The organism is Mesorhizobium sp. M0601 (genome assembly GCF_040320845.1).
GTDB lineage: Bacteria > Pseudomonadota > Alphaproteobacteria > Rhizobiales > Rhizobiaceae > Mesorhizobium.
Window position 1 is genome coordinate 185,245 of record NZ_JAMYQK010000006.1, and the last position, 14,083, is coordinate 199,327.

The following is a 14,083-nucleotide window of genomic DNA, read 5'->3' on the forward strand; positions in this document are numbered from 1 at the left end:
ACACATGGATAATGCCGGCCTGTCGCCGCTTCGCGGGCTCGCCAAATTGCGCGACGCCAAAACCCGCCGGTTCTCAAGCTACGACCGCACCGGCGGCAATGACGACCGGCTGCACATTGAACCCGGCCAGACGGTGGTGATTGCCGAGCATGACGGTGCCGGCATCGTCACGCATATCTGGGCGACGCTCGCCTGCGAGAGCGAGGCGTTCCTGCGCAAGATCGTATTGCGCGCCTATTGGGATGGTGAGGCACATCCGAGCATCGAAACGCCGATCGGCGATTTCTTCGGCATGGGCCATGCCCGCACCCGCAATTTTGCCAGCCTGCCGGTGCAGGCAAGTCCAGAGGATGGCAAGGCCTTCAACTGCTACTTTCCGATGCCGTTTGCCAGCCACATGCGCTTCACCGTCACCAATGAGGCTGAGGACGACCTGCTTTTCTATTACTATGTCGATCTCGAACTGCATGAGGAACTCGAGGAAGGCCTGGGCCGCTTCCACGCCCAATACAGGCAGCAGCGACCTGACGGCATAGACGAGACGGGGCTGGCCAACGAGCAGGTCCTGTTTGGCGGGGAAAACACCGACGGGAACGGCAACTACACCATCCTGGAGGCGGAAGGTCACGGCCACTATGTCGGCGTGCTCTATTCCGTCTATTCGCGGCGGCGTTCCGCACTATGGGACTGGTATGGCGAGGGCGACGACATGATCTTCGTCGACGGCGAGCCGGGCATTTCCGTGCCGGATACAGTGCGCAAGCCCGATCCGCGCATCGGACCGAAGGCCGAACTGATCGACGATCGCGGCGAGACCGGCCCCGGCGTCAACGATGCCTGGCCGCCGACGCTGCACGGCACCGGCACGGAAGATTATTTCAATACGGCATGGTGCCCGACACAGGACTACAGCGCGCCCTATCACGGCATCATCGCCGCCGGCGGGCCGAACTGGACCGAGCCGGTTACGCTCTATCGCTGGCACATAGAGGACCCGGTCATCTTCCACAAACGCATCCGGGTGACCATCGAGCACGGTCACGCCAATCGCCGCTCGGACGACATTTCGTCGGTCGCCTTCTGGTATCAGGCCGAACCGCACAAACCGTTCGAAGCGCTTGTCGATGTCGAGGACCGCATCCCCACCTATCGCGCGCCTTATCACAATTGGAATGCCGCCTTCGACGAGAAGAGGCGTTAGGCCGGGATGCGTTCGAATTGAACCGTGCATCCCGCGCTATCTGTGTCGGGGCACGACCCTGCCGCAGCGTGCCGCCTCAGCTGCGAGGTGGAAGTTGCTGGACAGACCAGGTGTTGCCGTCGGGATCCTCAAAGAAGACAAATCTGCCCCAGGGAAAATCCTTGATATCGCTGACCTCGATACCTTGAGCGGCCAGGTACCGGTGAGCCTCATCGATATCGGGCACGACGAGTTGCAGGCCCCTTATGGATCCCGGGGGGCTGTCGACGAGGCCCTTGCCCATGGCAATCGAACAGGCCGAACCGGGCGGCGTCAATTGCACGAAACGTATCTCGTCGCTTACGGTGTGGTCGTGATCGAGATGAAAGCCGACCTTCCCAACATAAAAGGCAATTGCTCTATCGACGTCCGATACGGGGACCGGGACCAGCTCCAGCTTCCAATCCATGACAGCCCTTTCGCAGCTTGATCGCCAAGTGGTGCCGAACACCGTGGGCGCCATCCCGCCATCTTCCCAATGCCATTGTCGGCGCGGGCCGCTCAGTCAGTCAAGAGATACCCGGGCTCGGGCAACGTGAGGACTGGTCTCATTGCTGAGACGGCGTTCGGAACCGATGAGCACAAGCTCAGTTAGGCGGAGGACAACCACCTTTCGGATCAGCAAGGCCGACTTTAATGATCGGAACGCAGGCGCCGAATACAACTGTGGGAAGGTTGAACGGGCGTCGTTGACGCGCGAAGGGATTGCTTGGAAGCGACGCTCGCCGAAGCTGGCGAGATCGTCGGACGGCGAAGCCGAAGCGCAATTATGCCGTGAATGCCTACGATTCGGCCTGCCTTCTCCTTGCCGCGATCAAAGACGCCAGCACTGTATCCAAGGGGACATCCGAGCCGGCGCGACGTTCTGGCGGCGGTGCACAATATCCGTTTCAAGGGAATCGCTTATCGCGAGCCCGTTCGGTGGGATGAAAAGGGTGACAATCTGGCCGCTGTGACTGCACTCAACGGGGTGGAAAACGGCCGCTTCCGACAGATCGCCGAAATCCAGCAGATGCAGAGTGTCGAGCAGACCTGACGCCGACAGGCTCTCCGACCGAACCGGTTTCCGCCGCTTTGCCAGGACGATTTTCACAGGACCACGAAACAATAATCTCCGGTCGCCGTTTCGCCCGCAGAACCTTTCGAGGAGGCGACGATGAGCGCAACCGGCTTGGACGTTTTCGACAAAACGCTGCAAATAACAAACATCTGGCTTGACGAGATCATGGCGGATCTTGGTCCGGATCGACACGTCGCCTGGCATACATTGGGCGCCGTTCTGCGAACCCTTCGCGACAGGCTGCAGATCGGACTGGCGGCCAAATTGGGAGCGGAACTGCCGCTGCTCGTGCGCGGCGCCTACTATGATCGCTATCGGCCGGCCGACATGCCCGACAAGACACGCTCGCTCGAGAAATTCCTGCAACACATCGCCGATGAATTGAAATCGACCCGTCCTGTCGATCCCGAGGATGCGGCACGCTCTGTGCTGCGTGTGCTTGCACGGCATATCGACCTTGGCCAGTCGGCAAAGGTGCGGGATGCGCTGCCAAAGGAAATCCAGGTCCTCTGGCCTGAAAGCGTGGGCGTCAAATAGCGGCGATCCTGCTCATGCGGACGCGCGACGGACCAACTGCCACGAAACGCTGAAAAGGGTAGGTATTGCGCCCGGTGTTGCCGAGATCAATGAGATCAGATGATCGGCAAGATGGTCGTAGTGGGCAGTTTCGGGGCCGATTGTCGTCAATGCCGGATGACTGAATTCGCCCTCGTCGATATTGCCGCAGCCGATGACTGCAATGTCGCCGGGCACGGAGAGGCCGGCCTCCTCGAATGCGTGCAGGGCGGTCACGGCGGCAAGATCGGATTCGACGAAAAGCGCGGTCGGCCGATCCTTGCGGGCGGCCAGCGCCGTAGCATTGGCAAATGCAGCCTTGCGCGCCTCTGCACCGCCGATCACCAGGTCGTCTCGCAGCGGAAGGCCGCGTGCTTGCAGGAAGCTGCGATAGGCGGCGAGACGGCTCCCGTCCACCGCTTGCTCATGCACCATATAGGCGATGCAGCGATGGCCGGCTCGGTAGAGGTAGTCGAGTGCCTCGAAGACGGCCCTGCCGGTATGCTGGCGCACAACCGAGAAGCCTGCCGGCTCGATGGTCGGATGGAAGATCACCGCTGGCCGGCCCGCGGCCGCCAAGCGCGCGGCCAAGAGCATCACCTCGGGCTCGGAGAGATGCTGCCAGTCGGCGATAATGCCGTCTGCCAGCCCGCTCTCGATTTCCCTCACGATCCGGTCGGTTCGTTCGAACGTGTCTCCCGCGGTGATAATTGTCGAAAATCCCCTCAGCGCCGCTCCAGATTGGATATCCTGCGCGATCCGGTCGCTGAACGGCACGCCGAGACGAGGCAGTACAAGGCAGATTCGCTCGGCCTGCTGGCGGCGCAGCTGCCGCGCGGTGCGGTTTTGCACATAGTTGAGCTCAGCGACGGCCTCGAGGATGCGCTGCCGCGCCTCCTTGCCGACGAACTTCAGGCGCGTGCTGTCGCCGCTGAGCAGGTAGGACACGGCAGCGGTCGATACATTGGCGCGCCGGGCGACATCGGCCATGGTCGGCGCCTTTCTGCGATCGGGACTTCTCTCGTGCATTGTTGGATCCGCTGCGCGACGTGACATGATCAGCTGTCGCTCAGCCGGATTTCATTCCAGCTTCCATGCCCGGCGGCAAGGATCTCGGGCCTTGCCTCGCCGGCCTCCTCCATCAGGGCAACGATGCGGCCTCGCAGCCATGCACGCGTCTCTGCGTGATCGGGCGAAGCTATGAGATTGGTTAGTTCGTTTGGATCGGCATCGAGGTCGTAGAGCCTCGCCTCGACATAGAAATCGCTGCCGGAATCCCGCCAGCCGTCTTTTCCCGGTGCCTCGACCTCATATTTCCACCGTCTGGTGCGCAAGGCGCGGCCGACATGGTGCTCGCTGATTTGAATGAATATCTCGTCGCGCGGCGGCCGTTCGCCCTGCAGTGCGTCGAGCAGCGAGACGCCCTGCATCGAACTGGGCACTTTCAGGCCGGCCGCGGCGAGCAGGGTCGGCGCGAGATCGACGAGGCTGACCAGGCCTTCATATGTGCCGATGCGCTGGAAGCCGGGGCCGTGGAATAGCGTCGGCACGCGGATCGACGCCTCATGACAGGAACGCTTGTATTCGTTGTTGCGGGTCTTGAAGTGACATCCGTGGTCGGAGGTGAAGAGGATGATCGTGTCGTCAAGCCGGCCAAGGCTGTAGAGCGCCTCGATCAGCCGTCCAAACGCCTCGTCGAGGCGTGCGACCATGCCCAGATAGCCGGGGAAATGTTCCGCTGTCGTGCCGCCAAGTGCGGCGAGATCGCCGGGAATGGCGAGCTTCTTGCGGATCCTGTCCTCGTATCCGAGCGGGGCAGGGTAGTTGTCCGTCTGGTTCTGGTGATGCGGCTCGAGGAAGGACAGGAATAGAAAGAACGGCTCGTCTCCCCTCGATGCGACATAGCGGATTGCAGCGTCGGTTAGGGCATCGACGCGGTATCCCGGCAGCTTCACCGCCTTGCCGTCATTGTCGTGGACGACGGTGTCGAAGGGGCCGGAAGTGAACTCCAGGATGTTGGAGGCCAGCCAGTAGCGATAGCCGCCGCGTTGTTCCTGGGTGACCGGCTCGGCGGACCCCAGGTGCCACTTGCCGATGTAGGCGGTGTCATAACCTGCCGCGGTGAAATGATGCGCGAGCGTACGCTCGCTCTTCGGCAGCGGGATGTCGTTGCGGTAGCAGCCGGTGATGGTCGGGTACCGCCCCGTCTGGAATACGGAGCGGGCGGGTCCGCAAACGGGCTGGCAGGTAAACGAATTCGCCACGAACGTGCCGGTCCCGGCGAGGCGGTCGAAATTTGGCGTAAGCTCGAGCGGATTGCCATGGACGCCAACGGTGTCCCAACGCTGCTGGTCGGTGAAGAAGACGATTACATTCGGTCGGCGGGACGTCATAGGGTGCAATGCCTTCGAATGGTCATTTCATGCCTGCCAGCATCACGCTGCGGACGAAGTAGCGCTGCGTGAAGAGGAACAGCAGCAGGCTCGGGATGAAGAGAATGATCCCGCCCGTCGCCGTCAGGTTCCACTGGGTGAAGAATTCCTGGTTGAAAAGCGTCAGTCCCGTCGTGATCGGCCGCATTTCGGTGGTGTTGACGGCGACCAGCGGCCAGAGGAATTCGTTCCACTGGAACACGAAGGTGAGGAGGGCCAGCGTCGCCAGTGCCGGACGGACCTGCGGCAGCACGATGCGCCAGTAAAGGCCGAGTTCCGAGCAGCCGTCCATCCGTGCAGCGTCAAGCAACTCGTCGGGAATTGGACGGATGAACTGCCGCATCAGGAAGATTCCGTAGGCGCTCATGGCGAATGGAAGGATAAGGCCCTGATAGGTGTTGAGCCATCCCATCCGCGCGGTGAGCACATAGAGCGGGATCATGCGGATGAAGAATGGGATCATCAGCGTCGACAGCACCGCGACAAACATGACGCGCTTACCGGCGAATTCCATCTTCGCGAAGACGTAGCCGATCAACGGATCGAAGATCAGATGGAGGAAGGTAATCCCGCCGGCGATGATGAAGCTGTTGAGCGTGAAACGCGCGAACGGCGCCTTCTGCCAGATGTCGATGTAATTCGTGAATTGCCACGTCTCGGGGATCAGAATCGGAATGCCGCTGAAGACGTCGGCATCGCTCCGCAGCGACAGCGAAAGCATGTAGAGGAACGGAAAGATCGACAGCGCCACGCAGAAGAGCAGCAGTAGGTAGGACGGGAGCGTTTTTGCCAATGTCATGCCAACCTCAATAGGTGGTTTCGCGGTTGAGCAGGCGGAACTGAACGAAGGTGATGGCCAGGATCAGCAGGAACATCAGGAAAGACAGCGCCGAGGCGTAGCCGATGTTGAGCTCGAAGAAGGCTGCCTCGAGCACGTGCAGGCTGAAGAACCGCGTCGCGTCGGCCGGTCCGCCCTTGGTTATCAGGTAGGCCGGCGCCAGCTCCTGCAGTTGGCTGATCGTGCTGACGACCGCGATGAACAGCGTGGTCGGCGTCAACAACGGCCAGGTCAGATAGCGGAATTGCTGCGTCGGCGTGGCGCCGTCGATGGATGCGGCATCATAGAAGTCGGACGGGATCGACTGCAACGCGGAGAGGTAGATCAGCATGGCATAGCCGACATCCTTCCAGACCGTGATGGCGATGAGGGTCGGCAACGCGGTCGAGGTGTCGCCGAGCCAATTCTGGGTCGGCAGCCCAAGCTCGGCAAGGAAGCTGTTCAAGATGCCAGTGTAGGGATCGAGAATTGCCTGCCACATCAACGCGACGATCACGAAGGAGGTGATGTAAGGAAAGAAGATGATTGCGCGGATCAGAGTGCGCCCCGGGATCGGCCGGTTGAGCACGACCGCCAGTCCGAGGCCAATGGCGATGCTGGCCGCGGTGACGCCTATCGCGAAGGCCAGCGTCACGAAGAGCGACTGCCGAACGCGCGCGTCGCCGAGCGCAGCAACGTAGTTGTCCAATCCGGCGAATTGGCTCTCGCCGATCAGCGGCTGGCCGCTGTACAGGCTCGCCCAAAACTCTAGTCCGATCGGATAGAAGAAATAGACCGAGAAATAGAGGATTGCTGGCGACAGCAGCAGGTAAGCGAGAAGCGTTTGCCGGGTGCGCCGGCTGAAGCGGCCAGTTCGCCGGGTCGGCATCGCGCCGACGCGAATGTCCGTATCGGCCGTATTGGTGCTGCCGCTGACGATCATCGGCTAGTTGTTGGCCAGGATGACGTTGGCCTCGGCCGCGAATTTCGGCATGATCTCGGCTGCTGGCTTCTGATTGTAGATGATATCCTCGAGCGCGCTTTGCAGGAGCTTCTCGATTCGCGCGTGCTTGCCGGTGAGGCGCAGCTCGGCGGTGACGTCTTGCGCGTAAGGCAGGCATTTGCTGAAGCTGCCGATGACCGGATCGGCCTGAACCTCGGCGTTTTTGGCCCAGGATTTGCGCGGCATCGTCATGCCCGCTTCCTTGGTAGCCGCCAGTTCCGTGTCGAGCGCGACGAGCCGCTTCAACAACTCCCAGGCCTCCTTCGGGTGCTTGGCGTCCTTAGGGATCATCACGCTGACGCCGCCCGCGAACGTCGCCTGCACCTTGTGCTTGAGTGATGGCGCAACCGCCCAGTTGAGCTTCGGGTTGCCCGAGCGGATCGGCTTCACGTCCCACGGACCGGTTATGATCATGGCGACCCGGTTGGCCGTGAACAGCTTTTGCGGACCCTCATAGTCAGCACCCGCCGCCGGCTTGGTCGCTGCTTTTTCCTTGTGGATCAGGTCGGCGAGGAACTGGATCGCTTCGATCGCCTCTGGACTGTCGAGATTGACCTTGTTTGTCTTGGGATCGTAGTAGGTCACGCCGTTCTGCAGCAGCCACGACGAATAATATCCGATGCTCGGGTTGGGAGCGAAGCCGAAGCGGGCGCCGGCCGTCGTCGCCTTGGCAACCTTCAGGAACTCCTCCCAGGTCGCAGGCGGCGCGTCGAAGCCCGCCTGCTTCAGCATATCGACGTTGTAGACGAGGGTGGCGCAGGTGAGGTGGATCTGGACGCCATAGTACTGGTCGCCGAGTTTGTTGCGCTCGACGGAATAGGCTTGCCAATCGTCGGGATAGCCGATCGCCTTGCCGTCTTGTTCTATGAAGTCGTTCAGCGGCCGCAGCAGATTCCGCTGGCCGAATTCCTGCACCCAGCCGCCGGGTTCGGCGACGAGATCGGGCGGGCTCTTCGCAGCAAAATCCGCCACCAGCTTAGTGCGCATATCCGGCCACTGGAATTTCTCCCACTGCACCGACCATCCGGGATGATCGGCCTCGAACTTTGCTATTGCATCGGCATAAGCTTGATAGGCGTGGCCGGCGTTCCAATAGAGCGTCAACGTCTCGGCATGGGCCGCAGTCGCGGTCGTCAGGGCCACGCCCAAAACCATGCCGTGCAGGAATCCGACTGACTTGTAGCGGCTCATCTTGGTCTCCTCCCTGGTTTGCCACCCGCCTTCCTCACAATGGAATGGCGTCATATTATTCGATTAATGTACCCGCTATACCGCAGTTTTTGTCAAGCTCCGACTGCAATGCAGTGCATAGTTCTGGCCGAACTCGGGCGGAGCTATCTACAGCGCGCGATGGCGAAGTTGCTTCCGGTACCCGGTATGGACGATCGCGGCCTAACCTGGAAAGATCGTGAAACCGCCATCGACTCGGATTACCTGCCCGTTGATGAAGCGCGCGCGCGGACCGGCTAGGAAGGCCACCGCTTCGGCGATCTCTTCAGGCTCCGCGTACCGGTTCAGCGATTTCTTGCTCGAATCCATGCGCTGCGGATCGACCACGCGGCTCGCCTGGAACCGTGCCGTCTTGGTGGCACCGGGGCTCACCGCATTGACGCGTACGCCATCGTCGATCAGTTCCTTGGCGAGGCAGCGCGTATAATGGACGACAGCCGCCTTGAGCGTCGAGTAGACCACCTCAGGCGAGCATCCGATATGCGCTGCCGCCGAGGCGATGTTGATCACCGAGCCTGAGCCACGCTTGACCATCGGCGGAACGAACGCCTGGCAGACCAGCATCGTGCCGATGAGGTTGTTCTCGGTTAGAACCTTGATGTCTTCGTAGTCGATGTCCAGTGCGTTGTTGGGATTGGGCTTTACGCCCTTGGCGCCGATGTCGCCGCCGGCGCAGTTTACCAAGACGTGCACGTCGCCGAGCTCCGCCTCGATCTTCCTCTTCATTTCCGCGACAGCTTGCTTGTCGCCGATGTTGCCGGTGACCGCGGTGATGCGCGTCCCGTGCTTCTCCAAGCCCCTGGCAGAGTCGCCGAGGTCCGCGAATTCGCCATATTGAGATGGCCGGGCCCAATCGAGGTCGTGGACCGCGACGTTTGCGCCAAGTTCGGCCAAGCGGTCGGCCATCACGCGGCCGAGGCCGCGTCCCGAGCCGGTGACGAAGGCGGTCAGGCCGCTGAGTTCTCGGGCAGTCATGCTGATTTCTCCATTGCAATGAAATCGAATTTCATCAGGTTGGCGGCGCTGCGCCGGATCATGTCGAGCTCGTACGAAACGAGCGCACCGTCATCATCGCGCTCCCATGGCGTGCGGTAGTCGGCGTCGTCCGCAAGGCGGTTCAGGCGCGCGGCACTCAGGCAGGCCGCGAATTCGCGGGCGGTCTTCGGCGCATATCCGTTCCACCAGTCGTCGGTGAGACAGCGAACGTGACGGGCCTCCAGCGCGCCGGGCTCAAGCACCGCCGTCAGCGTGTCGTGGTGCTCGCCAAGGATGGCTGCCAGTTCGGCGAAAGGCACGGCGCCGTCGCCGATCGCGCAGCGGACCAGGCGGTAGCCCTCATCCGTGAACTGGACGCGATAGTCCTTGAGGTGAACGTGGCGGACATGGGGCGCGATCCGGCGCGTGAAGGCAAGCGGCGCCTCGCCGACAGGAAAGGTGTTGCCGGTGTCGTAGGTGATGCCGACACCCGGCCCGCCAAGTTCGCAGAACGCAACCAGTTCGTCGCTGCCGAAGTCCTGATGGTTCTCGATGCCGAGCACGCGTCCCTCGGCCGCCGCACGCGGCCCCCATTCCGTCAAGGCAGCGCGAATCGTTGCGTTGAACTCGCTCCATTTCGGACCCCACGCATTGCGGTCGCCGCACAGGACAGGCGTCAGTGCGATACGGATCGTCGTCGCCTCGAGCAGGCGCGCAGCCCGGAAGGCGGTGTCCAGCGGATCTGCGATCAGCAGTCCGCCGCTCACCACCGGGACGATGTCCAGCGCGGCAAGACGCCTGCGCAGCGCGACGATTTCGGCGTCAGTCAAGTCGGTCAACCAGGGTTCGTAGATCTCGAGCGTGCGTGCGCCCAGTTCCTGCCCCAGCGTGATGAAGCCTTCCAGCCCCGCGCCGTCCGGATTGTGCCGCGGCGTGCCGCGGCCCTGCAGTCCGAGATGATAGGTCAGTCCGTAGGGGTTGAGGCCGAGACGAAGCATCAGCTTGGCGGTTCCAATGGAGAGCGGAGAGGCGTCACTAGCGCAGACCAGCATCGACGGTAATGGACTGTTTGGTGATCATGCGGCTGTCGTCGGCTGCCAGGAAGAGCACCGTGCGTGCAATCTCCTCGCCCAGCAGGACGCGGCGGATCAATTGCCGCTGCACCGTCTGGTCGACTGCCTCCTGCGTCTTGAACCACAGCTCGCGCTGCCGCTCGGTCATGACGGCGCCGGGTTCGATCGCATTGACGCGGATGTTATCCGGTCCGAACGACCGCGCCAACGCACGCGTCAGCGCCACCACGGCCCCCTTGGCGGTGGCATAGGCCACCATCTGGTCCGCTCCGAACCGCCAGGCAATGGAGGAGAAGTTTATGATCGAGCCGAAGCCGAGTTCCTTCATATGCGGATGCACTGCCTGCGCGGCGAAGAAGTGATGCCTCAGATTGACATCGAAGCTGCGGTCCCAATAGTCGGCCGTTACCGCGTCGATGGGATGGCGCCGATCATTGGCTGCGTTATTCACCAGGACGGCGACCGGACCAAGCCGCGCACGCACGCCTGCTACCGACGCCTTTAGCGCATCGACGTCGGTCACATCGCAATGGAGATATAACGGAGCCTGCCCGGCGGCACCAGCGAGCTCGCGCACCAACGCCTCCGCTGGTTCGTCCTGCACATCGAGAAAGGCTATCCGGGCGCCGTTCGCCACGAAGGCGCGGACTATATCGGCGCCAATGCCGGAGGCGCCGCCGGAGATCAGCACGACCCGATCGGTCAAGCTCGGATAAGTCGCGAATTGTACGGACATCAAACTACAGAAGCGCCTTGGTTGTTGGATCGAACAGACAGGCGCGCGACATGTCGATGCCGAGCGTTATCGTCTCGCCCATGACGGGAGCGTCATCCGGCTCGAAACGGCCGGTGATCTCCAGGTCACCCAGCCTGAGCACGGCAAGCGTCTCGGCCCCGGTAGGCTCGACCAATTCGACCGGCGCCTGCATGGACGCCACGGCAGGTTTGCGCGACTTCAGATCGGTCGTGAAACGGTAGATGTGTTCCGGCCGGATACCGAGCACGACGTCCTTTGGCGCACCGGCGGGCATCGGCGCGGCAAGGGCGAGGCTGGCGTCGCTGCCGTCAGCGGCGCGTACCGAGATGCTGGTCGAGCCCGTAAGCCGGGCGGGAATGAAATTCATCGCCGGCGATCCCATGAAACCGGCAACGAACATGTTGGTCGGCCGGTCGTAGATCCGCTTCGGCGTGTCGAACTGCTGTACCGAGCCCCGGTTCATCACCGCAATGCGGGATGCAAGCGTCATCGCCTCGACCTGATCGTGGGTGACATACACCGTGGTCTTGCCGACGCGATGGTGAAGCTTCTTGATTTCGGTACGCATGTCGACGCGCAGCTTGGCGTCGAGGTTGGACAAGGGCTCGTCGAACAAAAACAGCTTCGGGTCGCGCACGAGGGCACGCCCCATCGCAACGCGCTGCCGCTGGCCCCCCGAGAGCTGGCCGGGCTTGCGTTTAAGCAGCTGTTCGATCTGCAGGAGTGCGGCAACCCGCTGGACAGCTTCCGCCTGCGCCGCTTTTGGCACGCCGCGGCTCTCCATGCCGAAGGTGATGTTCTGGCGCACCGTCATGGTGGGATAGAGGGCGTATGACTGGAACACCATCGCAATATCGCGGTCCTTGGGTTGCACCGAGTTCACCAGCCGGTCGCCGATCCATATCTCGCCCGACGTGACGGTTTCCAGTCCGGCGATCATGGCGAGCAAGGTTGACTTGCCGCAACCCGACGGGCCGACAAGGGCGACGAATTCTCCGGTCTTAGCCTCGAGATCGATGCCGGCAAGAATCTCGAGCGAGCCGTAGCTCTTGTGAAGGTTGCGGATCATCAACGCGGACATGGGCGACGCCTCATTTTATGGCGCCCTGGGTGAGGCCGCGCACGAAGTATTTTCCACCAAACAGATAGATCAGCAGCGGAGGCAACGCGCCGATCAGCACGGCTGCGCTCATCACATCGTAAGCACGCGCGGTCGTGCCGCCGGCCGTGAGCGCGACCAACGCCGCCGTAATCGGCTGCTGCTGGCCCGATGTGAAGACGACGCCGAACAAATACTCGTTCCAGATGCCGGTGAACTGCCAGATGACGGTGACAATCAGAATCGGCGGCGACAGGGGCAGGATGATCTTGCGGAAGATCCGCCAGAAGCCGGCGCCGTCGATGCGTGCCGCCTTGATCAGGTCGTCCGGTATGCTGACGTAGAAATTGCGGCAGAACAGGGTGGTGAACGAGATGCCCTGGACGACGTGGATCAACACCAGCCCGTATGTGGAATTGGTCAGGCCGAGCTTGCCGAGCAGGAACGCCCACGGCATCAACGAAATCTGGCCGGGCATGAATACGCCGAGCAGCATCAGATTGAAGATCAGTTCGGAACCCCTGAAGCGCCATTTGGAGAGGATGTAGCCGTTCATGGCGCCGAGAATGGTCGAGATGATGGTGGCGGGGATCGTCATCGCCAGCGAGTTGAAGAAATTGCGCTTCATGCCCTCGCAGGTACCGCTGACGCAGTAGGATCCCCAGGCCTGCGCCCACGCATCGAACCGGAAGCTGCGCGGTACGGAGATGAGGCCGTTGCGGGCAATCTCCGACTGCTCGCGCAATGAGTTGAAGATCACCACCAGCAATGGCACGAGATAGACGACCGCGAAAAGCGTCAGCACGGCATAGACAAGGAAGCGACTCCAGAAATGCCGGCGCGTGGCAGCGGCTTCTTCCGGATCAAAACGGGCATTAGGGGCAATTTCAGCCATTGCGGCCCTCCGCCCGCCGGCGCCAGACGATCCACAAGGAGTACGGCACCAGCACCACCGCGACCGCCGCGAGCATCATCATCGCCGCGGCGGCACCCTCGCCGATTTGCCCGCGCTGGAACATCAGGTCGTAGACATAGATGGCGGGGAAGGTGGTGGACACACCTGGGCCGCCTCGCGTCAACGCCGCCACCAGGTCGAAGGTCTTGATGGCGAATTGTATCTGAATGACCGCCACCGCCAGGAATATCGGAGCGATGGTTGGCAGGATGACCTTCCGATAGGTCCGGAAAACCGACGCACCGTCGATTTGCGCGGCTTTGACGAGATCCGGATCGACTGACCGCAGACCGGCCAGGAAAAGTGCCATCGCGAAGCCGGACGACTGCCAGATACCGGTTATGATCACCGCATAGATCGCAGTGTTGCGGTTGGCCGTCAGGGCGAAGCTGAAGTCGGTCCAGCCAAGCCCGCGAACGAAGGCCTGGATACCGTCGACAGGATTATAAAGCCAACTCCACACCGTACCGGTGACGATGAAGGACACCGCCAACGGGTAGAGAAAGATGGTGCGCCAAGCCGCCTCGCCGCGGACGCGCTGGTCGATCGCGATCGCGAGCAGCAGGCCAACGGCCATCGAGCCAACGATATAGAAGCCGCTGAACAGGAAGAGATTGGTATAGGCGATGTTCCAGCGCCGGTTTGCCCAGAGCGAAGCGTAATTGTCCAGGCCGACGAACCCATAGGTCGGCAACAGCGACGAATTGGACAGCGAGATGTAGAGCGTCCAGAGCGTGAAGACGAAAACATAGATGAAACTCGCCGCTATCGACGGCGCCAGCACCAGAATGGGCACCATCGTGCCAAGGCGCTCGCGCCACGGACGGGCCGCGGCAGCTGCGGCTGGTACAATCAGATCATGGGTGGACATCGGGCTGCTCCGGCGA

14 protein-coding genes are annotated in these 14,083 nt (G+C 61.9%); 2 read left to right on the forward strand and 12 right to left on the reverse strand.

Going from position 1 to position 14,083, the window contains the following annotated elements; genetic code table 11:
- The first annotated feature begins 4 nt into the window (after positions 1–4).
- On the forward strand, positions 5–1,201 hold the full coding sequence (locus NKI41_RS09205; protein ID WP_352448135.1) for a glycoside hydrolase family 172 protein: 1,197 nt from the start codon (positions 5–7) through the stop codon (positions 1,199–1,201).
- A gap of 76 nt (positions 1,202–1,277) precedes the next feature.
- Here NKI41_RS09205 and NKI41_RS09210 read toward each other — a convergent pair whose 3' ends face one another.
- Positions 1,278–1,703, reverse strand: a complete 426-nt coding sequence (locus NKI41_RS09210) for a VOC family protein (RefSeq protein WP_352469607.1) — start codon at positions 1,701–1,703, stop codon at positions 1,278–1,280.
- A gap of 693 nt (positions 1,704–2,396) precedes the next feature.
- Between NKI41_RS09210 and NKI41_RS09215 the strand changes: the two genes are divergently transcribed.
- Entirely contained in the window at positions 2,397–2,837 is a 441-nt protein-coding gene (locus NKI41_RS09215) for a DUF2267 domain-containing protein (protein WP_352448133.1), read from the forward strand.
- 12 nt (positions 2,838–2,849) lie between these two features.
- On the opposite strand, the gene NKI41_RS09220 is transcribed toward NKI41_RS09215, so the two are convergent.
- The 11 genes from NKI41_RS09220 to NKI41_RS09270 form a co-directional block, all read right to left on the reverse strand.
- Positions 2,850–3,845 (reverse strand): LacI family DNA-binding transcriptional regulator, encoded by a 996-nt coding sequence (locus NKI41_RS09220; RefSeq protein ID WP_352682613.1) that lies wholly within the window; start codon positions 3,843–3,845, stop codon positions 2,850–2,852.
- A 68-nt stretch (positions 3,846–3,913) separates the two neighbouring features.
- Positions 3,914–5,248, reverse strand: coding sequence for a sulfatase family protein (locus NKI41_RS09225; RefSeq protein WP_352682615.1), 1,335 nt, complete (start codon positions 5,246–5,248; stop codon positions 3,914–3,916).
- Between the two features lie 22 nt (positions 5,249–5,270).
- Positions 5,271–6,086 (reverse strand): carbohydrate ABC transporter permease, encoded by an 816-nt coding sequence (locus tag NKI41_RS09230; RefSeq protein WP_352682617.1) that lies wholly within the window; start codon positions 6,084–6,086, stop codon positions 5,271–5,273.
- Positions 6,087–6,093: 7 nt separating this feature from the next.
- Positions 6,094–7,047 (reverse strand): carbohydrate ABC transporter permease, encoded by a 954-nt coding sequence (locus tag NKI41_RS09235; RefSeq protein WP_352682619.1) that lies wholly within the window; start codon positions 7,045–7,047, stop codon positions 6,094–6,096.
- A 3-nt stretch (positions 7,048–7,050) separates the two neighbouring features.
- On the reverse strand, positions 7,051–8,298 hold the full coding sequence (locus tag NKI41_RS09240) for an ABC transporter substrate-binding protein (RefSeq protein WP_352682621.1): 1,248 nt from the start codon (positions 8,296–8,298) through the stop codon (positions 7,051–7,053).
- Between the two features lie 201 nt (positions 8,299–8,499).
- Complete coding sequence (locus NKI41_RS09245; RefSeq protein WP_352448128.1) at positions 8,500–9,312, reverse strand: SDR family NAD(P)-dependent oxidoreductase; 813 nt, start codon at positions 9,310–9,312, stop codon at positions 8,500–8,502.
- Entirely contained in the window at positions 9,309–10,310 is a 1,002-nt protein-coding gene (locus tag NKI41_RS09250; protein WP_352682622.1) for a sugar phosphate isomerase/epimerase family protein, read from the reverse strand. The genes NKI41_RS09245 and NKI41_RS09250 overlap by 4 nt, the downstream gene beginning before the upstream one ends.
- A gap of 37 nt (positions 10,311–10,347) precedes the next feature.
- Positions 10,348–11,121, reverse strand: a complete 774-nt coding sequence (locus NKI41_RS09255; protein ID WP_352682624.1) for an SDR family NAD(P)-dependent oxidoreductase — start codon at positions 11,119–11,121, stop codon at positions 10,348–10,350.
- A 4-nt stretch (positions 11,122–11,125) separates the two neighbouring features.
- Positions 11,126–12,223 (reverse strand): ABC transporter ATP-binding protein, encoded by a 1,098-nt coding sequence (locus NKI41_RS09260; protein ID WP_352682625.1) that lies wholly within the window; start codon positions 12,221–12,223, stop codon positions 11,126–11,128.
- 10 nt (positions 12,224–12,233) lie between these two features.
- On the reverse strand, positions 12,234–13,136 hold the full coding sequence (locus NKI41_RS09265) for a carbohydrate ABC transporter permease (RefSeq protein ID WP_292660005.1): 903 nt from the start codon (positions 13,134–13,136) through the stop codon (positions 12,234–12,236).
- The gene (locus NKI41_RS09270; protein ID WP_352682626.1) at positions 13,129–14,067 is read right to left on the reverse strand and encodes a carbohydrate ABC transporter permease; all 939 of its coding nucleotides are present in this window, start codon (positions 14,065–14,067) and stop codon (positions 13,129–13,131) included. Before NKI41_RS09270 ends, NKI41_RS09265 begins: the two co-directional genes overlap by 8 nt.
- Between the last annotated feature and the right edge of the window lie 16 nt (positions 14,068–14,083).